Origin of the sequence: Enterococcus sp. AZ011, assembly GCF_050548355.1 — a bacterium.
GTDB lineage: Bacteria > Bacillota > Bacilli > Lactobacillales > Enterococcaceae > Enterococcus > Enterococcus faecalis.
The window spans coordinates 1,106,041-1,127,797 of the sequence record NZ_CP172959.1; the positions used below are offsets into that span (position 1 = coordinate 1,106,041).

A 21,757-nucleotide genomic window follows, 5' to 3' on the forward strand; every position below is an offset into this window, starting at 1 on the left:
CTATAATGGACGGCATTTTACCGTTATGGAAAGAACGTGGCATGACAAGTCATGACTGCGTATTTAAATTGAGAAAAATTTTACATACCAAAAAAATTGGTCATGGTGGTACGTTAGATCCAGATGTCGAAGGAGTCTTACCCATCTGCGTTGGTAAAGGAACGAAAGTGATCGAATACATGGTAGATTCTGGTAAAACCTATGAAGGTGAAATTACACTTGGATTTGCTACGACAACCGAAGATGTTAGTGGCGAAATTGTTGAAAAAAAACCAGTTACAACACCTCTGTCAACTGAACAAATTGATCAAGCAATGGCCGAAATGACAGGTGAAATCACACAAATCCCACCGATGTTTTCTGCGGTGAAAGTCAATGGTAAACGTTTATATGAATATGCGCGGAATGGGGAAGAAGTTGAACGGCCCCAACGAAAAGCTACGATTTATTCATTTGAACGTACTAGTGAACCAATTTTTAATGAATCCGCTCAAACACAAAGTTGGCGGTTTAAAGTGGTCTGTGGCAAAGGAACCTATGTGCGGACACTATCCGTGGATACTGGCAAAAAATTAGGCTATCCTGCCCATATGTCGGATTTAACGAGAACGGCAAGTGGCGGTTTGCAAGCTGCGCAATGCTTAACGTTAGAAGAAGTAGCCAAACAAATGGCTGCTGAAACAATCGATCAATGCCTGTTGCCCATTGAAACAGCAGTAGAACAATTCCCACGAATTGATTTATCAGATGAATTGTATCAAAAAGTAAAAAATGGCATGCGTTTGCACAAAAAAGAATTAGGAATAAAGGCAATGCCAGAATCCTTAGTTGCCTTATTTTACCAAAATCAAGTGGTTAGTTTATACATGCCACACCCAACGCATGATAAATTATTGAAACCAAGTAAAGTTCTACGGAACAATTAAATAAAAAAGAAGGAAGTTTTTGCACATGCAAGTTATTCAACTACATCATCCCTATGAACCCAATCAAATTCCTAATGAAGAAGTCGTGATGGTCCTAGGCTTTTTTGACGGTGTTCACAAAGGCCACCAAAAAGTAATTGAAACAGGCAAAAAGATTGCGGAGGAAAAAGGCTTGAAGTTAGCTGTGATGACCTTCAACCAACACCCATCAATCGTTTTTCAAAAAGTTTTACCAGAAAATATGAAATATTTAACTAGCTTGGAACAAAAAGAACGCCTAATGGCCAACTTGGGCGTTGATATTTTATATATTGTCGAATTTACTTCAGCGTTTGCTCAATTAAAACCGCAAGATTTTGTCGACCAGTATATCGTTAATTTAAATAGTGCAGTGGCAGTCTCTGGGTTTGATTATACGTATGGTCCTAAAGAAATCGCTGGAGTCAAACAGTTACCAACTTATGCGCAAGGCCGTTTTGAAGTGGTGACAGTACCAAAAGAAGAAATGACTGGTGCCAAAATTAGCTCAACAAGAATTCGCGAAAAAATGGAAGCCGGCGAAATGGAGGAGGTCACGGAGTTGTTAGGATATATTTATGAAACAGAAGGAACAGTTGTCCATGGCGATGCTCGGGGCCGTTTATTGGGTTTCCCGACCGCTAATGTCAAAGTGAAAAGCACCGTGCGCTTACCAAGAATTGGCGTCTATGCTGTGCAAATCGAAGTCGGTGGCAAATGGTATGTTGGCATGGGCTCAATTGGTCATAATGACACCTTTGGAGAAGGCCGCGATTTAACCGTGGAAGTCTATATTTTGGACTTCCATCAAGACATCTATGGTGAGCAAGTGGTGGTTCGTTGGAATCATTATTTACGTGACCAAGTGAAATTCAATGGGGCTGAAGCCTTGATCGACCAATTAAAACAAGATGAACGAGATACGGCTGACTATTTCCAACAATCTGAGGACAAATAATGAAGATTCGTCAAGAAAAACCTTCAGAGTACCAAGCTGTAGAGCGTTTAACATATCAAGCGTTTAAGGAATTAAACTTGACCGAAAACTGGCGTCCCACAGAACATTTTATCGTGCATTTATTAAGAGAAAGTGCCGACTTTATTCCGGAGTTGTCCTTAGTTTCAGAAACTGATCAAGGAAAATTAACGGGTCATATTATGTCTTCAAAAGCCAAACTACAATTACCTGATCATACAGAAAAGGCTGTTTTGACCATTGGGCCGCTAAGTGTCCATCCAGAAGCACAGAACACGGGCGTAGGCTCAGCGTTAATTAAGCATTCTGTGCAGAAGGCCAAAGAATTAGGCATCGGCGGATTGATTATCTTGGGCCATCCAACTTACTATACGAAGTTCGGTTTTGTTTCAGCGACTACTTTTCAGATTACGTTACCGGAAAAAGAAACATCAGAAGCATTATTGGCTTTGGAATTACTGCCAGGTTATTTTGGCACAAGTGGTGGGGAGTGGCATTTTTCAACATGCTTTGCTTATCCAGAAACACACCTTGCAGAATTAGAAGCCTTTGAAGCAGACCTCGGAATAAATGAATAAAGAATAATAAGGAGGTCGGGACAGAAGTGTTTAACTCCGAGAAATAAGAAGGAATTTCCGAAAATTGTTCTATAATTTTTGGAGAATTTCGGCTTATTTCCGAAGGAGTTGCTTCTGTTCCCGCCGTTTATTAGTTTTTGAGCGTGGAGCAAAAATCCAAAGTGATTTTTGTCCCACGCTCCTTTACTACTTTTTATTACAAAGTAGTTGACAGAATCGGTACTCAGTATTATTATGTAGTGGTACATAGTAATAAAGAGTAGTTCAGGGAGGAAAAGCAGTGAAGCAGACAGAGTTGCTAAAAGGCATTTTAGAAGGTTTAGTTTTAGCCATCATCCAAAGGAAAGAAACATATGGTTATGAAATTACAAAAATTTTAAATGACCAAGGGTTTACTGAAATTGTTGAAGGAACCGTTTATACGATTTTACTGCGTTTAGAAAAAAATCAATGGGTTATAGCTGAAAAAAAGCCTTCAGAAAAAGGACCAATGCGGAAGTTCTATCGCTTAACCTCATCAGGAGAAGCAGAACTCGCTGATTTTTGGCAGCGGTGGACGTTGCTTTCAAAACAAGTAAACAAGATGAAAAAAATGGAGGGATAGAGCATGTCAAATTTTAAAGCGTTGATCAAAAAAGTTGTTGGGGATAAAAAAGAGTACAAAGAATATAAACGACGGATTGCAGCATTACCAGCAGAGTATCGACAAGTATTTCAAGAAATTGAAAAATATGCATGGCATTTTTCAGATCATAGCGGAGCCAATATGTTCAATGCGTTGACTGATTTACTTGATTTGTTTGAAGAAGGAGCTGCAAACGGAACACCTATCAAAAATATTACGGGAGAAAAAGTAGGCGATTTTGCTGAAACAATTGTCAATGAAGTCGCTGGCAAATGGACTGATAAACAGAAAGAAAAACTGAATCATCAATTTTCTAAACAATAGTCAAAACAAAAAAAGGAGAATAAATATGGTTGAAAATTTTTTTAAAGAAGGAAAGTTGCTGGTTATTCCCAAGAAAAATGCGAAAAAAGTCCAAGTGTTTCAACGTGTGGCCAACCAATTTGAATTTGGGAAAGAATATACGGAAAAAGAAGTCAATCAGCGACTTAGAGAAATCTATGAAGATTATGCACTTTTGAGACGGTATTTAGTAGATTATCAGTATTTAGAAAGAGATAAGTTTGGAAAAATTTATCAGAAATGTGAGCAACACACAAAAATTATATAAATGTCTTTTTTTAAAAGTAGCGAAACTAGGTGAAATGAACCAAGTCTAGCTACTTTTTGTTATGTAAGCTTAGTAATAGTTCTATAAAAAACTCTCTATTTGTTTTCTAACTCATACTGGTAAGATTGATTTAATTAGAAAAAGATAGAGGTGAGAGAATGAATCTACGTACTTTAGGTCTAACAAAAATTCTTTTGACCTTTATTATATTAAGTATTATTGGCGCGTTAATGATTTATAGCGCCAGTAGCTATGACTTGCTGATGCAAGGCGTGAAGCCCATTGCTGTTTTTATTAAACAAGGCATTATTATGTGTCTGAGCTGGGTGCTAATGTTCGTGATCTACAAAGTTCGATTAGAAGTGTTATTTAATAAAAAAATTGCGATTGGTCTGCTTTTAGTTTCGGTACTATTACTGTTAATGGTTCGACTACCCTTTTTTGGTGTAGCAGCGAATGGCGCACAACGTTGGATTTCTCTCTTTGGAATCCAATTTCAGCCATCAGAACTTTGTAATTTTGCGATTATTTATTACTTGAGCTGTTATTTAGGTGAAAAAGAAAATGGCTTGACAACGAAGCAGTTAAGGAAACAATGGCTGTTTGTTTTGGTCGTTGCATTTTTAGTTTTGATTCAACCCAAAGTTGGTGGGGCTATTCTTATTTTAGTTATTGGCAGTGTCTTGATTTTCTCAGCAAGTATTCATGCAAAATTTAGTGTAATTGCTGCGGGGATTGTCGTTGCTAGCGCGGCGTTTCTTTCTAAAATAATTATTTTTCTAGGCGATCACCGCTACTTACCACATTTTTTTGCGCATGTGTATGACCGCTTAGTTGTTTTGAAAAATCCGTTTTTATCCTTTCATGATCGCGGATTTCAGCCTTCAATGGCCTATTTAGCAATGTATAACGGTGGGTTTTGGGGCACTGGATTAGCCAATGGCATGGTAAAAAAAGGTGGCTTGCCAGAAGGTCAAACCGATTTTATTTTTGCGGTGATTGTGGAAGAACTTGGTTTGATTGGCGGCTTACTATTACTATTTCTTTTGTTATTTTTAGCGGCCTCGATTTTGCGGAGTAGTTGTGTAATAAAAAATCATTGTTACGGCTTGTTTTTGTTAGGAGTTGGGACCTTGATTTTAGCTCAAACGGCGATTAACATTGGTGGCGTTTTGGGTTTGATTCCAATGACGGGAATTCCTTTACCGTTTGTTAGTTACGGTGGGACAAGTTATTTAATCTTTTCAGTGGCATTAGGAATCGTCATTAAAATTATTGCAAACGAAAGGCGGCAGTTAAATGGTCAATACAAAAAAATTCAACTTACATCTTAATTATGATTTATTATTGCCCATTTTTTTACTCACACTTTTATCTTCTGGTGTGCAATATTGGATTGCCGTTAATGAAGGAAAAGACGGAACTGTGCCAGCATTAAAACAACTTTTCTTTATTTTTGTTGGCTATGCAGGCATGTTTTTAGCTAGTCGGCTGTCACAGAAATTTATTTGGAAAGTAGCTCCTTTTTTCTATGGGTTTTCATTAATCTTAATGAGTGCTTTGTATTTTTCCTATGACAAAGGAATGTATTTATTGACGGGCACAAAGCGCTGGTTAGATTTAGGGTTTATTAAATTTCAGCCATCAGAAATTGCGAAAATTGCGTTTATTTTAATGTTGGCAAAAATTATTGTCCAACACGAGCAACAAGACTGGTCCGATAAATGGCGTTCAGACAAGCAACTTCTAAAAAAAATCGTTGCGGTTAGTGTCCCTGTTTTTTTCTTGATGGCGGTACAAAAAGATTTTGGAACATCCCTTGTTTTCGTAACGATTATTCTATCTCTTTTAGTTATTTCAGGAATTGATCGCAAAATTTTAATCATTATTTTCAGTGCTTTAGCAACGTTAGGCGTGGTCTTGATTCTGTTAGTCTTTACAGAGTGGGGGCACAAAGTACTCTTCTTTTTACATTTTAAACAATATCAATTGGATCGAATTTTAGCATGGATTCATCCCTATGATTATGTCGATAAAATCTCCTATCAACAAGTGCAAGGCTTATTGGCAATCGGTTCGGGTGGTTTATTTGGTAAGGGTGTACATGGGATTGAAGTGTATGTCCCTGTTCGTGAGTCTGATATGGTTTTTACTTTTATCGGGGAAGCCTGGGGCTTTGTGGGCAGTGCCACCGTTGTTTTTCTCTATTTTTACTTGTTTTATCAAGTTTTAGTAGCTGGCTTGCGGAGCAATTCGCGTTTTTGTATGTACATCTGTGTCGCCCTCATTTTTTCGCTGGTCTTTCAAACGGTGGAGAATATCGGTGCGGTGATTGGACTGTTGCCGTTAAAAGGTATTCCTCTTCCGTTTTTAAGTCAAGGAGGCACTTCGTTAGTGATGGCTATCACTTCTTTAGGATTTGTTAAAGGAAGAGAAGCCGCTACCTGAAAACACAAATAAAAACCAAGACTGGAACTCGCTTGCCGACAAGCTCTAGTCTTGGTTTTTACTATTGGAATTGTTTTTGGCATTCAGCCAAAAGTTGTTGAAGTTGTCGACTCATGTAACGTTCTTTTAAATAATAAACTGCCATGTTTCGTTTAGGTAGTTCTTGGTAAGTCAGTGTATGAATCGAATTGTCTAAAAGTTGAATATTTGTGTATTCGGGGACAATAGCGAAACTATCGGAATGAGACACCAAGTGAGTAATAAGTGAAAGAGTATCCACTTGAATGACTTTCTCTGGAGAAAAATTAGAAAACGTAGTATCTAGCCAATTGGTTAATTTGTTTTGCTCGGAAAATTCGGTATTTAAACGGACGAAGGGGTACATTGTTAGTTCTTTTAAAATTTCTTCCGTCGTGGCTTTGGCCAAAGCTGGATGATCATTTCTTAAAATGAATTGATAATTTGCTGTAAATAAATCAATTTTACCAATATGTTCAGGTAATGGTAAGTCAGCAAAGGAAATACCAAAATCTGCATCCATTGTTTCCAAGGATTGAAGAATATTTTCTGTAATAATAGTGTGGACTTGTAAGTTGGATGAACGATCCGTTAATGTTGTCATTAGTAAGTCATTCAATTTATATTCTAAATCACAGAGATAAGTGGCTACATAAATATGGTTGGAAGAATGATTAATTTCTTTTAGCTCTTCTTCAATTGAGACCAACTCATTGGTGATGCGCCAACAATATTTTTCTAAAATTAATCCAGCCGGTGTTAAGGTGGTAGTTTGACCTTGGCGATTAAAAAGTTCAGCGCCTAACGTTGCTTCAAGAATTTTTATTTGCTTACTTAGGGCAGCTTGAGAAATTGCTAAATTTTCGGCTGCTTTAGTAAATTGTTTCACTTTGCATAACTCTAAAAAATAATGCAAACGAAATAGTTCCATGGAAATTCCTCCTTTTTCTATTCCTAGAATAAATAACGTAATTGTTCGAATAAATAACGGTGTGCTTCACAATGTCCGTGATGATTATTCTGAACTAAATAGATGGCTCGTTCTGGACTATCTTCCAGAGGAATACCAACTAAGTTACGTCTGTTTAGTTCATCAGTGAGTGAATAGGGAAGGATGCTACAGGCTTTTTCTCGTTGGACCATGTCTAAGACTAAATGAAGAGAAGGGAGTTCGATGACGATTTGCCGATTTTCCCAATTGATTTTACGTTCCCAACGTTTAAACACTTTTTTTTCATATACTTGATCGGAATATGCAGCAAAAGGTAAAGAACGAATTTCGTCAATCGTTACGCTATCGGCATGGGCTAAAGGATGATTTTTATTGACACAAAGGAGATAGCTTTCTGTATAAATTAATTCTTTCTCTAATGGAATCGAGGTATCCAAAAATATCCCAATCCCAATGTCAATTAAATCTGTTTCCAAGGCTGTTTCAAGATCGTAATAATACTTAAAATCAATACTTACATACGGATAGGATTGATTAAATAACAACAAGACTTCTCCAAATGCTTTATCTATATCAATTAAGTTTGTTCCAATCCGAATGGTCGTTGTCGATCCTTGGGTCACTAATTCATTAATCTCTTCTTGTGCTTCCTTAATGAGTGCAAAAATCATCTCTGTTCGCTTGGCGACGACTTCGCCTGCTGGAGAAAGCCGACAATGTTTCTTGTCTCTTAAAATTAATGAAGCACCTAATTCACGTTCCAACTCCTTGAGCTGGGTACTTAAATAAGGTTGACTCGTATGGAGCTTTTGAGAAGCTAAAGTAAAACTCGCATACTTTGAAACTGCCATAAAATATTCTAGTTGTTGTAATTTCATTTTCCTCACCGCCGTTTCTTTAACTATACAAAAAATAGCAGAAGAAAAGCTTCTCGACAAGGCTATCTGACGGTCTTTAGATTAATTTAACCAGTTATGATTCTATGAATAAATACGAATCATACCAGAAAACCATAGTAAATAAGCGGATTATTTTTCTTTTTGTTACTGAATGGACAAAAAGTTATCTGCTAAAAACTTTTTCTATATCGTTATTTTTTCAAGGAAGAATTATACTTGCTGTTGTAATTAAATAAGATTTGTTAGGTGAGGCTCCTATACAAACATAGGCTACTGCCCAAAAATGTCGAGAGACGCCAATGGGTAGAACAGGAACTGTCGAATGAAGGCTTTTCTTAAGGTAGCTAAAAGCAATCGCTTTTTACGTTGTATAGTGCTAAAGCTCAACGATAAGAACGATTATTCTTTGACACGTTGAGTTTTCAGCGTGTCTTTTTTTGTGGAAAGGGTGAGGAAAATGGAAGATGAACCGATCGTCAATTCAAGTCAACAACAGATAAATGAGGTGAAAGAAAATGGAAAAGAAAATGCGTCACTTGGGCCATGACTATAGTTACAAAAAGTTTGCCCATTCAGAAGTAGAAAAAGTTTTACAACGTTTCGGCTCAACTTGGGATGGCATTAAACACCAAGATATTGAAGAATTACAAGAACGTTATGGCCGCAATAAAATTATGAATGAAAAAAAAGCTTCACGGCTGCGACTTTTTATAAAATCGTATATCACGCCGTTTACTTTGGTGTTATTAGCACTAGCCACGATTTCATTTTTTACAGAATATGTCTATGCTGCGCCAGAGGAAAAAGATGTTACTGGCGTGTTAATTATGTTAGCGATGGTCATCTTAAGCGGCACGATGAGTTTTGTTCAATCAGTCAAATCAAGCAATGCAGTTGAAAAATTACAAAATATGATTAAAGTTACAGCGACAGTCATTCGTGACAAGAAGCAAATGGAAATTCCTATTGAGGAAGTTGTGTGTGGCGACTTGGTCCAACTATCCGCTGGCGATATGATTCCAGCCGATTTACGTTTAATCCAATCTAAGGACTTATTTGTTTCCCAATCATCCTTGACTGGAGAGAGTTTTCCCATTGAAAAACACGCGACTCATCAAAAAGATAGTGATCAAATTGATACAGAATATGACAATCTTTTGTTTTTAGGAACAAATGTCATTAGTGGCACTGGTTTGGGCATTGTCATTAAAGTTGGTAATCAAACTTTATTCGGAAGGATGGCTTCTGATAACGGAGAAGAGCAGCAGCAGACGAGTTTTGAAACAGGAATTAATAAAACAACGTGGGTGCTGATTCGCTTTATGTTGGTCATTACGCCAACTGTTTTTCTAATTAATGGGTTAACAAAAGGTGATTGGGTGGAAGCGTTAATGTTTGCGATTGCCACAGCTGTCGGCTTGACACCAGAAATGTTACCTATGATTGTAACAACCAATTTAGTCAAAGGTTCTCGAGAAATGGCTAAAGAAGGCACGATTATGAAAAATGTCAATGCCATTCAAAATTTTGGCGGGATGGATGTACTTTGTACGGATAAAACAGGTACCTTAACACAAGATAAAGTAATTTTAGAATACCACTATAATATTGGGTGCCAAGAAGATCAAAAAGTCTTGGATTTAGCATTTCTAAACAGTTATTTTCAAACAGGTTTGCGTAATTTAATGGATAACGCCGTTATTCAAGCGGCGACACAAGAAAGTGATATACAATCAGATGATTTTTATAAAGTAGATGAAATTCCTTTCGATTTCAATCGACGTCGAATGAGCGTGATTATCAAAGAGTTTAAAACGCGAGAAACACGCTTAATTACCAAAGGTGCGGTTGAAGAAATGCTCTTGGTCTGCACACAGGTACTTTTAGATGGCGAAATTGTGCCCTTAACAGAGACGCTGCGTCAAAAAATTACCAAAGACGTTGAAGCTTTAAATCGAGATGGTTTGCGCGTTCTAGCAATTGCCGATAAAAAAGTCGAAACGGCTGAATGGGAGTATACAACTAAAGATGAATCAGAGTTAATTTTACAAGGTTATCTTGCCTTCTTGGATCCGCCAAAAGAAACAGCAGCGGCAGCTATTCACGCCTTGCATCAACATAATGTAGCTGTGAAAGTATTAACGGGGGACAATCAGTATGTGACGCATTCTGTTTGTAAAGAAGTTGGTCTGGCTGGCGAAAAAATTATTACAGGAAATGAACTTCAACAATTAAACCAAGAAGAATTAAGAAAAACCGTTCAAGCGTATAATATTTTCGCCAAAATTACGCCTGACCAAAAAGTTCGTATTGTAAATGCGTTAACTGAAAATGGTCAAACTGTTGGCTTTTTAGGTGATGGAATAAATGATGCTGGAGCAATGCGTGCTGCTGATGTAGGAATCTCTGTTGATACAGCTGTCGATGTGGCGAAAGAATCGGCGGATGTAATTTTATTGAGAAAAGATTTAATGGTTTTGGAAAAAGGGATTTTATCTGGACGGCGCGTGTTTACGAACACGATGAAGTACGTCAAATTAACAGCAAGTTCTAATTTTGGCAATGTTTTTTCCGTGATCCCAGCAAGTATCTTTTTACCATTTTTACCGATTGCTCCGATTCAATCGCTATTATTAAATCTAATTTACGATACTTCGTGTATGTCAGTTCCTTGGGACAAAGTAGATGAAGAATACGTAGAAAAACCAAAAAAATGGGAACCAAAATCAATTGGTAATTTTATGCGTTGGTTTGGCCCAACGAGTTCTATTTTTGATATTGTTACCTATTTATTTATGTATTTCATTGTGTGTCCGGCTATCCTAGGTGGCTCATTCTTTGAATTAAATGGAGCAGATCAATTGCTCTTTATCGGTATTTTCCATGCAGGGTGGTTCATTGAGTCCTTATGGTCCCAAATGCTCGTCTTGCATTTCCTACGAACAGAAAAAATGCCTTTCCTTCAAAGTAGTGCTTCTGGAATTATGGCGTTAGTGACTACAGCAGGGATTGTTCTCGGAACTGTTTTACCCTTTACCGCTTTCGGTGCAGAACTAGGATTTGTCGGTTTATCACCAAGCTATTTCTTGTATTTAATCCCGACAATTGTTGCTTATTTAGCACTGGTTGCGTTCATTAAAGTTTTATACGTCAAACGTTACGGTCAATTACTGTAACTGATTTGTACTATTATATATAGAAAAATTTTTTTACTTTTCTTTCAAGGTTGAGGAGGTGTCGGTTTTTATGACAGCTCCTCGTTGTTGTTTTAAGTGACTGTGCGAATTTTTTTATGGATTTATTTGTCATTTACAGTTAGTATGGCTAGTAGAGACTTTCCAAAAAGAACGAGCTTTTTGGTAATAAGGAGATAAAACGAGCTAATGACCAAAACAAACCAACTTTCAACTTCAACGCCGATGTTCGATCGGTCGGCCTATATTCATATTCCATTTTGTGAGCATATTTGTTATTATTGCGATTTTAACAAGGTCTTTTTAGAAGGACAACCAGTTGATGAATATATTCAGAGTTTATTAAAAGAAATTCAACTTACGCAAGCATTGTATCCAGAACAAGAAATGAAAACCATCTATATTGGCGGAGGCACGCCAACTTCATTATCAGCGAAACAGTTAGATGTGCTACTAAAAGGGGTTCGCGAACAGCTAACGTTTGATGACCGAAATGAATTTACGGTGGAAGCAAACCCTGGTGATTTAACCCAAGAAAAATTACAAGTCATGAAAAACTATGGCGTCAATCGTCTTTCGATGGGCGTTCAGACATTTGATGATCGTTTGCTCAAAAAAATCGGTCGCAAGCACACCGCCGCAGATGTTTATGAAACAATGAAATTTTTAGAGAAAGAAAATTTTACCAATGTCAGTATTGACTTAATCTATGCTTTACCTGGACAAACATTGGAAAGTTTTCGCGATACTTTGACAAGAGCCTTAGCATTGGACTTGCCGCACTATTCGCTTTATTCATTAATTCTTGAAAATAAAACAATGTTCATGAACTGGGTTCGTCAAGGACGGTTACAGCTGCCTGAAGAAGAAATCGAAGCACAGATGTTTGACGAAACGATTGAAGCAATGGATAAAAAAGGACGTCATCAATATGAAGTCAGTAATTTTGCTTTAACAGGAAAAGAAAGCCAGCATAATCTGGCTTATTGGAATAATGACCACTACTATGGATTTGGCGCAGGTGCCAGCGGCTATCTTGGGCAAACTCGTTACAAAAATCATGGCCCAATCCAACATTATTTGAAACCCTTGCGAGAAAATCAATTGCCAATTGTGGAGACCGAAGAATTAACTCGTCTAAATCAAATAGAAGAGGAGTTATTTTTAGGCTTACGTAAAAAAGTAGGCATTTCTAAACAAAAATTCCAACATAAATTTCAGGAACCAATTGAAGCAATTTATGGAGAGGTCATTCAACGCTTAATCAAAGAAGAATTATTAATTGAAGAAGCAGATATCTTACGCTTAACGAAAAAAGGACTATTTGTGGGGAATAATGTTTTTGAAGCATTTTTGTTAAGTGAAAAAGAGTAAAAAAATCATCGAAGTGTGACAAAGCATTTCGATGATTTTTTTATTGCAAAAGTTGGTATTGATGGTTTTTGAAGGTGATTTGCAGCGATTAGCACTCTTGCGTGAAGAGTGCTAAAAAGTTGCGTATTTCCCTTGACAAAAAGGTAAGGACTTGTTATATTAGTATATGTAGTTAGCACTTAGATGTTAAGAGTGCTAATGAAGGGTGGTAATAACGATGATTACAGAAAGACAACAAAATATCTTGAGACTTATCATCCAAAATTACACGAACACGGGCTTACCTGTCGGTTCTAAGAAATTGATGGAGGATGGCATTGCCTCTAGTTCTGCCACAATTCGTAATGATATGAAAGCATTAGAAGAATACGGCTTATTAGCTAAGACTCATTCTTCTTCAGGGCGAATTCCCTCAATGGCTGGTTATCGTTACTACGTGGATCATCTTTTACAACCAACACAAGTAGAAGAGAACGAACTTAGAAGAATCCGTCAATCTTTTGGAAAAGAATTTCATGAGATTAATGATATTATTCGACAATCAGCTGAAATTCTATCAGAATTGACAAGTTATACTGCTTTTTCATTAGGACCTGAAGTGAAAGAACGGAAATTAACCGGCTTTCGAATGGTTCCTTTGAATGATCGGCAAGTCCTTGCTATTATAGTGACAGATAAAGGCAATGTTGAAAACCAAGTATTTGCCATTCCTGCCGCTGTTTCTAGCCAAGATCTTGAAAAAATGACACAAATCATCAATGATAAGTTGGTTGGACAACCTTTGTTGACCGTTTATCATCGTTTGCGGACGGAGATTCCGATGATTTTACATCGCTATTTCCAAACGCCAGAAGGAATGATGAACTTATTCGATGAGATGTTAGGACATGCCTTTGAAGAAAAAGTCTTTGTCGGTGGTCGCATGAATTTGTTAGATTTTGGCATCAAACAAGATATTGAACAATTGAAATCTGTCTATTCCTTTATGCAAAATTCTGATGAGCTGACGCATTTATTAAATGGTTCTGCAACAACAGAAAATCCAATTGTTTTTCGTATCGGCTCAGAAATTGGCAACAATCTCTTAGAAGATATGAGCATGATCACTGCTACGTATGAAGTATCAGGACATGGCAAAGGAACAATTGCCCTGCTAGGACCAACCAGTATGCCGTATTCAAAAATATTCGGTTTGGTAGACACGTTTCGACATGAGCTAGCTTCACAACTAGGTGACTATTACCGTTTTTTAGGTAATTAAGCAAACCTTGTTAGGATAAGAAGTAGATGCATAAAGAGAAAGGAAGTTGCTGAAGTGAGTAAAAAAGAAGAGAAGCAAGAAGAATTACAAGAAGAAATGGAAGCTGTTGATGCTGCTGGCGTTTCTGAAGTAGAAGTTGAAGCAACAGAGATTGAAAATCTTAAAGCAGAGCTTTCCGAAATGGAAGACAAGTTCTTGCGGGCAAGAGCCGAAATTGCTAATATGAGCAATCGAAATAAAAACGAACGAGAATTATTAGTTCGTTACCGCTCACAAGATTTAGGTAAAAAGATTTTACCATCCATTGATAATTTAGAACGAGCAATGGCCATTGAAGTATCAGATGAACAAGGCGAAAGCTTGAAAAAAGGTATTTCGATGGTGCTAGAAAGTATTACTGTGGCTTTAAAAGAAGAAGGAATTGAAGAAATCCCAGCAATGGGTGAAACCTTTGATCCAAATTTACATCAAGCCGTTCAAACAGTCCCTGCTTCTGAAGAAACCCCAGCAGATACCATTGTTGAAGTTCTACAAAAAGGGTACAAATTACAAGATCGTGTGTTACGACCATCAATGGTCATTGTTGCACAATAACAAACGTTAATTAAAAATATATTATTATAGAAAACTAATACAGATTGGAGATATTCACTATGAGTAAAATTATTGGTATTGACTTAGGAACAACAAACTCAGCTGTCGCAGTGCTAGAAGGCGGCGAAGCGAAAATTATTGCAAACCCAGAAGGTAACCGCACAACTCCTTCGGTCGTTTCATTCAAAAACGGTGAAATTCAAGTGGGCGAAGTAGCAAAACGTCAAGCTGTTACAAATCCTAACACGATTTCATCTATTAAACGTCACATGGGTGAAGCTGGCTACAAAGTTGATGTTGAAGGAAAATCATATACACCACAAGAAGTTTCTGCAATGATCTTACAATATTTAAAAGGTTTTGCTGAAGACTATTTAGGTGAAAAAGTTGAAAAAGCAGTTATTACAGTTCCTGCATATTTCAACGATGCGCAACGTCAAGCAACAAAAGATGCTGGTAAAATTGCTGGTTTAGAAGTAGAACGGATCGTTAACGAACCAACAGCAGCAGCTTTAGCTTATGGCTTAGATAAAACAGACAAAGATGAAAAAATTCTTGTCTTTGACCTTGGTGGTGGTACATTCGACGTGTCAATCCTTGAATTAGGCGATGGCGTTTTCGATGTATTATCAACAGCCGGTGATAACAACCTAGGTGGGGATGACTTTGATAATAAAATCATTGACTACATGGTTGCAGAATTTAAAAAAGAAAATGGCATTGACTTAGCTAACGATAAAATGGCATTACAACGTTTGAAAGATGCTGCTGAAAAAGCGAAAAAAGACTTATCAGGTGTAACAAGCACACAAATCAGCTTGCCATTTATTACTGCTGGCGAAGCAGGACCATTGCACTTAGAAATGAACTTAACTCGTGCAAAATTTGATGAATTAACAAGTGATTTAGTTGAACGTACAAAAGTACCAGTACGTCAAGCCTTGAAAGATGCTGGTTTAAATCCTTCTGAAATCGACGAAGTTATCCTAGTTGGTGGTTCAACACGTATTCCAGCTGTAGTTGAAGCTGTTCGCAAAGAAACAAACAAAGAACCAAACAAATCAGTTAACCCTGACGAAGTAGTAGCAATGGGTGCTGCAATCCAAGGTGGCGTAATCACTGGTGATGTTAAAGACGTTGTCTTATTAGACGTAACACCGTTGTCATTAGGGATTGAAACAATGGGTGGCGTATTTACAAAATTAATTGATCGTAACACTACGATTCCAACAAGTAAATCACAAGTCTTCTCAACTGCTGCTGACAATCAACCAGCTGTTGATATTCACGTTTTACAAGGTGAACGTCCAATGGCCGCTGATAATAAAACATTAGGTCGTTTCCAATTAACAGATATTCCTGCAGCTCCTCGTGGTGTGCCACAAATTGAAGTAAGCTTTGACATTGATAAAAACGGGATTGTAAATGTTCGTGCGAAAGACTTAGGCACTCAAAAAGAACAAACAATCACGATTAAATCTTCTTCAGGTTTATCTGATGATGAAATCGAACGTATGGTGAAAGATGCTGAAGCAAACGCTGAAGCAGATAAACAACGTAAAGAAGAAGTTGACTTACGTAACGATGCAGATGCTTTATTATTCACTGTTGATAAAACATTGAAAGAATTAGAAGGCAAAGTAGACGCTGAAGAAGTGAAAAAAGCAGAAGATGCGCGTGATGAATTAAAAGCAGCCATCGAAGCAAACGATATCGAACAAATGAAAGCAAAACGTGATTCATTGAATGAAATCGTCCAAAACTTAACAGTAAAACTTTACGAACAAGCTGCGCAACAACAAGCACAAGAAAATCCTGAAGCTGCCCAAGGTGGCGCTGATGATGTTGTTGATGCTGATTTTGAAGAAGTAAATGGTGATGACAAATAATCAATAACAATTGATTTTAGGGACTGGATCATTAGTACAATGACTAATGTCCCAGTCCCTTGTCTTTTGTGAGAAAATCAACCACAATCAAGTTAGCAAGAAACTATTTAGGTTTTGAAAGAACTGTGGTATGATTACAACGATGTTAAACAAGCTGAAAATACCTATTCACAGCTAGTAACACTGATTCAAGGTGTGACAGATAATCCAACCAGAGAGACCGAAAGCAATCGATGAATTTGGCTGGTTCTAAACACATTGTAAAGTTTGAAGAAAGTTGGAGGGAAGTCAATGGCGACGAAACGAGATTATTATGAAGTGCTAGGATTAGCAAAAGGTGCTTCAGATGATGAAATTAAAAAAGCATACCGCAAACTTTCCAAAAAGTACCATCCAGATATTAACAAAGAAGCCGATGCGGAAGAAAAATTTAAAGAAGTTTCTGAAGCGTATGAAGTATTAAGTGATCCACAGAAAAAAGCGGCCTATGACCAATATGGCCATGCAGGAACTGATCCTAATTACGGTGGCGGCGCTGGTGGCTTTGGCGGTTTCGGTGGCGGCGGATTTAGCAGTAGTGGTTTTGGTGGATTCGAAGATATTTTCGATTCATTCTTTGGTGGCGGCGGTGGCCGTTCTGTTGATCCAAATGCACCAAGACAAGGCGCCGATTTACAATATACAATTCAATTGAAATTTGAAGAAGCTATTTTCGGTGTCGAAAAAGAGATTAAGTACAATCGAGAAGATACTTGTGCAACCTGTGGCGGTAATGGCGCCAAACCAGGCACACACCCAGAAACTTGTCATAAATGTCATGGCTCTGGAACAATCAATGTTGAACGTCAAACGCCATTAGGTCGTATGATGAGTCGTCAAACTTGTGATGTGTGTCATGGCACAGGGAAAGAAATTAAAGAACCATGTCCAACTTGTCATGGCACAGGTCATGAGAAAAAAGCACATACTGTCAAAGTAAATGTGCCTGCTGGAGTAGAAGACGGCCAACAAATGCGCTTAGCTAACCAAGGAGAAGCGGGTACCAATGGTGGACCATATGGTGATTTATATGTAGTCTTTCGTGTTGAAGATAGTGATATTTTCGATCGAGATGGCGCAGAAATCTACTACGATTTACCAGTAAGTTTCGTCCAAGCGGCTCTAGGGGACGAAGTAACTGTCCCAACTGTTCATGGTGACGTGAAATTAAAAATTCCGGCTGGAACACAAACTGGCACAAACTTCCGCTTAAGAGGCAAAGGTGCGCCACGTTTACGTGGTGGGGGCAATGGTGATCAACACGTGAAAGTGAAATTAATAACACCAAAAAATCTTAATGAAGAACAAAAGGATGCCCTACGAGCTTTTGCAAAAGCTGGCGGACAAAATGTAACTGAACAACAAGAAGAAGGCTTCTTTGATAAAATGAAAGATGCGTTTGGCGGTAAGAAGAAAAAATAAACCAATCGAGTCAGAGACAAAAGTAGTTAGCTCCAAGTGTTCATCACTCTTGAAAGCTAAATTGCAACGAGTAATTGCAGATACTGCTTTTGTTTAGCTGATTATTTTAAGATTTAGAGAGTGGGACATAAGTCGTTTTGACTTATGTCCTATTTTCGTTTTTTATTTCCAAACATTTTACGAGAATATTTTAAAATTTAGCGTATACTTAATATAAGCAAGTTAGGAGGGCTTATTTATGAAACCATATGTTTATGTAATCAGTGATATTCATGGACAAGCAGATTTGTTTGATGCCTTACTTACAGACTATGACCCAGTTGAGCATCAGCTAGTTTTAATTGGTGATTTAAACGACCGTGGTCCGGATTCTAAAGCCTGTTTTCTCAAAGGAAAAGAACTTGTCGAGCAACACGGCGCTGTTTATTTACGAGGCAATCATGAAGAATATTTTTTGCAGTTTCTTCAAAATCCAGAGGACTGGTTTGCAGGATATATTCGCAATGGTGGCAAGGAAACAATTGAAAGCCTCTTGCATCCAGGAGCTACTGCAGAATACTCACCAACAGAAATGGCCTTAATGATCCGTAGTCGCTATCCAGAGTTAATTGATTTTTTAACAAAACGACCACTTTATTTTGAATGGCAGCATTACTTATTTGTGCATGCTGGGGTTGATTTAACGATGGAAGATTGGCGGCAAACAGCACCTAAGGATTTTTTGTGGATTCGCGAACCCTTTCATCAAGGGAAAAATAATACAGGCAAGACCATTGTTTTTGGTCATACCATTACTCCGATGTTACATGGTGATATGCAGACCACGGACCTTTGGCAAAGTGATGGAAAAATTGGGATAGATGGTGGTGCTATTTTTGGCGGCTCTGTACATGGTGTGATTTTTAATGAAAAAGGCATTGTCCAAGATATCGAATATCAAAAACGCACCCCTGCGTGGCAACCAGAATTTTGATTCCTTAATCGCATGAATCAGTTACCTCACTTCTATATTTAGAAGCAAAAATATGCTAAAATAGATAAGTATGCATAAGAAAAGAGGTATCTAGTTAATGGCAGAAGCTTATAACGAAGAAGTAGTAGCGCTACTTCAAAAAGAATTGACAACGTATCGTTCAAAACAAATAACAACGGTTTTAACTTTATTAAATGAAGGAAATACAGTTCCTTTTATTGCCCGTTACCGGAAAGAAATGACTGGAAGTTTAGATGAAGTCCAAATCCGTGAAATAGAAGAACGTTATCATTATTTACAAAACTTGAAAAAGCGGAAAGAAGAAGTTCTCCGTTTAATTGAAGAGCAAGGAAAACTAACAAAAGAACTCAAAACAGATATTCAAAAAGCAGTAAAAATGCAACAAGTGGAAGATTTATATCGACCATATAAACAAAAACGTCGGACTAAAGCGACTATCGCGAAAGAAAAAGGGTTGGAACCATTAGCAGATTGGTTGCTCTCTTTACCTGAAAACGCGGATATCTTAGCTAAAGCGGCTACTTTTATTAATGAAGAAAAAGAAGTTGCAACCGCTGAAATAGCCTTGCAAGGTGCTCATGAAATTTTAGCAGAACGTATTAGCGATGAACCAAAATACCGAACATGGTTACGTGATTATATGGTTAAACATGCGCAATACGTTAGCGTAGTTAAGGACGAAGAAAAAGACGAAAAGCGGACCTATGAAATGTATTACGATTTTGCAGAACCAGTTAGCAAAATGGTGCCGCACCGTGTCTTAGCAACGAATCGTGGTGAAAAAGAAGACATTTTAAAGGTTTCCCTTGTCGCTGATGAAACAAAAATTAATGATCATTTCCAACGTCAACTAATCGGCAAACAAGCAACAAGTTTTGCTGCTCCATACATTGAGGCTGCTTATTTAGATAGCTATAAACGATTTATTGGACCAGCGATTGAACGGGAGATCCGCAATGAATTAACAGAAAAAGCTGATGAACAAGCGATTGCAATTTTCGGTGAAAATTTACGTAATTTATTATTACAGTCACCACTTAAAGGAAAAGTTGTTCTAGGATTTGACCCGGCTTATCGGACAGGCTGTAAATTAGCAGTTGTCGATGAAACTGGTAAAGTTTTAGCAATTCAAGTGATTTATCCACATAAACCAGCGACTGCTGCGAAACGTGAAGCCGCTGGTCCAGCCTTTAAAAAGATCATTGAAGACTATCAAGTGGACATGGTAGCTATTGGAAACGGAACGGCAAGTCGTGAATCTGAATTGTTTGTGGCAGAGCAATTAAAAGCGGTGAAGCGGGACGTCTTTTACGTGATTGTTAATGAAGCAGGGGCTTCCGTTTACTCTGCGAGTGAAGTGGCTCGTAAAGAGTTTCCTGATTTACAAGTCGAAGAACGAAGTGCGGTCAGCATTGCACGTCGTTTACAAGATCCGTTGGCAGAATTAGTAAAAATTGATCCCAAAGCAGTCGGGGTCGGTCAATATCAGCATGACGTATCGCAAAAACGTCTTGCCGAGCAATTGGATTTTGTTGTAGAAACTGCGGTAAACCAAGTTGGTGTTGATGTGAATACAGCGAGTGCTCAACTTTTACAACATATTTCTGGCTTAAATAAAACAACGGCGCAAAACTTAGTCACTTATCGTGATGAAAATGGTGTCTTTACAGCACGAAATCAAGTCAAAAAAGTACCTCGTTTAGGACCAAAAGCATTTGAACAAGCAATTGGCTTTTTACGAATTCCTAATGGCAAAAATGTGTTAGATAACACTGGCATTCACCCAGAAAGTTATCCAGTAGCACAAGCAATTTTAGAAAAAGCAGAGATTGCTTCTAAAGAATTAGGGACAGCAGAAGCTATCGAAAAATTGAAACAGTTACCAGTGAATCAATTAGCTACTGAGTTAGAAGTAGGTTCAGAAACACTCACGGATATTATTGCTAGTTTAATCCAACCAGGTCGTGATATGCGCGATGAGATGTCAGCACCACTTTTACGTAAAGACGTGTTGACAATGGAAGATTTGAAACCAGGAATGGAAATGCAAGGGACTGTTCGAAACGTAATTGACTTTGGCGCGTTTGTCGATATTGGTGTGAAGCAAGATGGCTTAGTCCACATTTCTAAGTTAAGTACTAAATTTGTTAAGCACCCAACGGATGTTGTTGCGGTGGGGGATGTAGTCACAGTTTGGGTAGAAGATGTTGACTTGAAAAAGGGGCGTATTAGTTTAACTATGTTGCCTCGGGCTGATAGAAAAGAGTAGCAATGAAAGAGTCTCAACCAGTCTTGATGACAGATCAAGCGCTTCAAACGCTAGTGGAAAAAATTTCAATCGTATTTTTTCAGAAACCTTTTCTGCATCAAGCTACATTTAATCGGCGGTTAAAAACTACGGGCGGTCGCTATCATTTAGCTTCGCATCACCTGGATTTTAATCCAACTGTCTTTTTAAAGTATGGACAAGAGGAACTGGAAAAAGTCATTAAGCATGAGTTATGTCACTATCATTTACATTTAGCTGGCAAAGGCTATCAGCATAAAGATAAGGACTTTAAAGAGTTATTGGCTAAGACTGGCGGTGCCCGTTACGCACCGCCTCTAGTAGAACGGAAAAAAGCAGTTTTTCATCAGTACCAATGTCAGTCTTGTGGAGAAGTCATCCTCAGAAAACGACGAATTGATACGACACGATATGTCTGCGGAAAATGTCATGGGCGTTTGTCCTGGCAAGCGAAAAAAGAACAAATCTAACGATTCTGGTCTTTGTTATCTTGACAAAGACCAGTAATTATTTTAGGATAAATAAGTGCTCTTAAAATGCAGATGTGTTGGAATTGGCAGACAAGCATGATTGAGGGTCATGTGGACAGATGTCCGTGTGGGTTCGAGTCCCATCATCTGCATCAACTAGTATAACAAGAGGTCGGGACAGAA

20 protein-coding genes, 1 tRNA gene and 1 riboswitch are annotated in these 21,757 nt (G+C 37.9%); of the genes, 19 read left to right on the forward strand and 2 right to left on the reverse strand.

The window, feature by feature from the left end; all coding sequences use genetic code 11:
* Window positions 1-5 precede the first annotated feature (5 nt).
* From truB to IGL36_RS05455, 8 genes are all read left to right on the forward strand, one after another.
* Window positions 6-926 carry a tRNA pseudouridine(55) synthase TruB gene (gene truB, locus IGL36_RS05420; protein WP_002360476.1) on the forward strand — a complete coding sequence of 307 codons (921 nt, stop codon included), beginning with the start codon at window positions 6-8 and terminating at the stop codon, window positions 924-926.
* 25 nt (window positions 927-951) lie between these two features.
* Window positions 952-1,902, forward strand: a complete 951-nt coding sequence (gene ribF, locus IGL36_RS05425) for a riboflavin biosynthesis protein RibF (protein WP_002363808.1) — start codon at window positions 952-954, stop codon at window positions 1,900-1,902.
* Window positions 1,902-2,498: a GNAT family N-acetyltransferase gene (locus IGL36_RS05430; RefSeq protein WP_430609061.1), complete on the forward strand. Its 597-nt coding sequence runs from the start codon at window positions 1,902-1,904 to the stop codon at window positions 2,496-2,498. Before ribF ends, IGL36_RS05430 begins: the two co-directional genes overlap by 1 nt.
* Before the next feature lie 280 nt (window positions 2,499-2,778).
* Complete coding sequence (locus IGL36_RS05435; RefSeq protein WP_002357837.1) at window positions 2,779-3,102, forward strand: PadR family transcriptional regulator; 324 nt, start codon at window positions 2,779-2,781, stop codon at window positions 3,100-3,102.
* 3 nt (window positions 3,103-3,105) lie between these two features.
* Window positions 3,106-3,447: a DUF1048 domain-containing protein gene (locus IGL36_RS05440; protein WP_002357836.1), complete on the forward strand. Its 342-nt coding sequence runs from the start codon at window positions 3,106-3,108 to the stop codon at window positions 3,445-3,447.
* A gap of 25 nt (window positions 3,448-3,472) precedes the next feature.
* Entirely contained in the window at window positions 3,473-3,733 is a 261-nt protein-coding gene (locus IGL36_RS05445) for a DUF2087 domain-containing protein (RefSeq protein ID WP_002360471.1), read from the forward strand.
* A gap of 158 nt (window positions 3,734-3,891) precedes the next feature.
* Complete coding sequence (locus IGL36_RS05450; protein ID WP_010716963.1) at window positions 3,892-5,067, forward strand: FtsW/RodA/SpoVE family cell cycle protein; 1,176 nt, start codon at window positions 3,892-3,894, stop codon at window positions 5,065-5,067.
* The gene (locus tag IGL36_RS05455) at window positions 5,033-6,181 is read left to right on the forward strand and encodes an FtsW/RodA/SpoVE family cell cycle protein (protein WP_002357833.1); all 1,149 of its coding nucleotides are present in this window, start codon (window positions 5,033-5,035) and stop codon (window positions 6,179-6,181) included. The genes IGL36_RS05450 and IGL36_RS05455 overlap by 35 nt, the downstream gene beginning before the upstream one ends.
* 61 nt (window positions 6,182-6,242) lie before the next feature.
* Here IGL36_RS05455 and IGL36_RS05460 read toward each other — a convergent pair whose 3' ends face one another.
* Window positions 6,243-7,130 (reverse strand): LysR family transcriptional regulator, encoded by an 888-nt coding sequence (locus tag IGL36_RS05460; RefSeq protein WP_002357832.1) that lies wholly within the window; start codon window positions 7,128-7,130, stop codon window positions 6,243-6,245.
* A 23-nt stretch (window positions 7,131-7,153) separates the two neighbouring features.
* A complete protein-coding gene (locus IGL36_RS05465) occupies window positions 7,154-8,029 on the reverse strand; it encodes a LysR family transcriptional regulator (protein ID WP_002382245.1) in 876 nt (291 codons plus the stop codon).
* Window positions 8,030-8,281: 252 nt separating this feature from the next.
* Window positions 8,282-8,452: riboswitch (M-box (ykoK) riboswitch) on the forward strand.
* Window positions 8,453-8,565: 113 nt separating this feature from the next.
* Between IGL36_RS05465 and mgtA the strand changes: the two genes are divergently transcribed.
* The 11 genes from mgtA (at window position 8,566) to IGL36_RS05520 (ending at window position 21,726) form a co-directional block, all read left to right on the forward strand.
* The gene (gene mgtA, locus IGL36_RS05470; RefSeq protein ID WP_002398217.1) at window positions 8,566-11,226 is read left to right on the forward strand and encodes a magnesium-translocating P-type ATPase; all 2,661 of its coding nucleotides are present in this window, start codon (window positions 8,566-8,568) and stop codon (window positions 11,224-11,226) included.
* Between the two features lie 243 nt (window positions 11,227-11,469).
* Window positions 11,470-12,618 carry a radical SAM family heme chaperone HemW gene (gene hemW, locus IGL36_RS05475; RefSeq protein ID WP_002398218.1) on the forward strand — a complete coding sequence of 383 codons (1,149 nt, stop codon included), beginning with the start codon at window positions 11,470-11,472 and terminating at the stop codon, window positions 12,616-12,618.
* A 217-nt stretch (window positions 12,619-12,835) separates the two neighbouring features.
* The gene (gene hrcA, locus IGL36_RS05480) at window positions 12,836-13,879 is read left to right on the forward strand and encodes a heat-inducible transcriptional repressor HrcA (RefSeq protein WP_002357828.1); all 1,044 of its coding nucleotides are present in this window, start codon (window positions 12,836-12,838) and stop codon (window positions 13,877-13,879) included.
* Window positions 13,880-13,933: 54 nt separating this feature from the next.
* Window positions 13,934-14,473 carry a nucleotide exchange factor GrpE gene (grpE, locus tag IGL36_RS05485; protein ID WP_002357827.1) on the forward strand — a complete coding sequence of 180 codons (540 nt, stop codon included), beginning with the start codon at window positions 13,934-13,936 and terminating at the stop codon, window positions 14,471-14,473.
* A gap of 59 nt (window positions 14,474-14,532) precedes the next feature.
* Window positions 14,533-16,362 carry a molecular chaperone DnaK gene (dnaK, locus tag IGL36_RS05490; RefSeq protein ID WP_002357825.1) on the forward strand — a complete coding sequence of 610 codons (1,830 nt, stop codon included), beginning with the start codon at window positions 14,533-14,535 and terminating at the stop codon, window positions 16,360-16,362.
* Between the two features lie 114 nt (window positions 16,363-16,476).
* Window positions 16,477-16,599: a hypothetical protein gene (locus IGL36_RS05495; protein ID WP_002357824.1), complete on the forward strand. Its 123-nt coding sequence runs from the start codon at window positions 16,477-16,479 to the stop codon at window positions 16,597-16,599.
* A gap of 54 nt (window positions 16,600-16,653) precedes the next feature.
* Complete coding sequence (gene dnaJ / locus IGL36_RS05500; RefSeq protein WP_002357822.1) at window positions 16,654-17,823, forward strand: molecular chaperone DnaJ; 1,170 nt, start codon at window positions 16,654-16,656, stop codon at window positions 17,821-17,823.
* Between the two features lie 238 nt (window positions 17,824-18,061).
* A complete protein-coding gene (locus IGL36_RS05505) occupies window positions 18,062-18,796 on the forward strand; it encodes a metallophosphoesterase family protein (RefSeq protein WP_002360467.1) in 735 nt (244 codons plus the stop codon).
* Between the two features lie 97 nt (window positions 18,797-18,893).
* Window positions 18,894-21,086, forward strand: a complete 2,193-nt coding sequence (locus IGL36_RS05510) for a Tex family protein (protein ID WP_002398219.1) — start codon at window positions 18,894-18,896, stop codon at window positions 21,084-21,086.
* A 26-nt stretch (window positions 21,087-21,112) separates the two neighbouring features.
* Window positions 21,113-21,574 carry a SprT family protein gene (locus IGL36_RS05515; protein ID WP_002365561.1) on the forward strand — a complete coding sequence of 154 codons (462 nt, stop codon included), beginning with the start codon at window positions 21,113-21,115 and terminating at the stop codon, window positions 21,572-21,574.
* A gap of 68 nt (window positions 21,575-21,642) precedes the next feature.
* A tRNA-Leu gene (locus IGL36_RS05520) sits at window positions 21,643-21,726 on the forward strand.
* The last annotated feature ends 31 nt before the right edge of the window (window positions 21,727-21,757 follow it).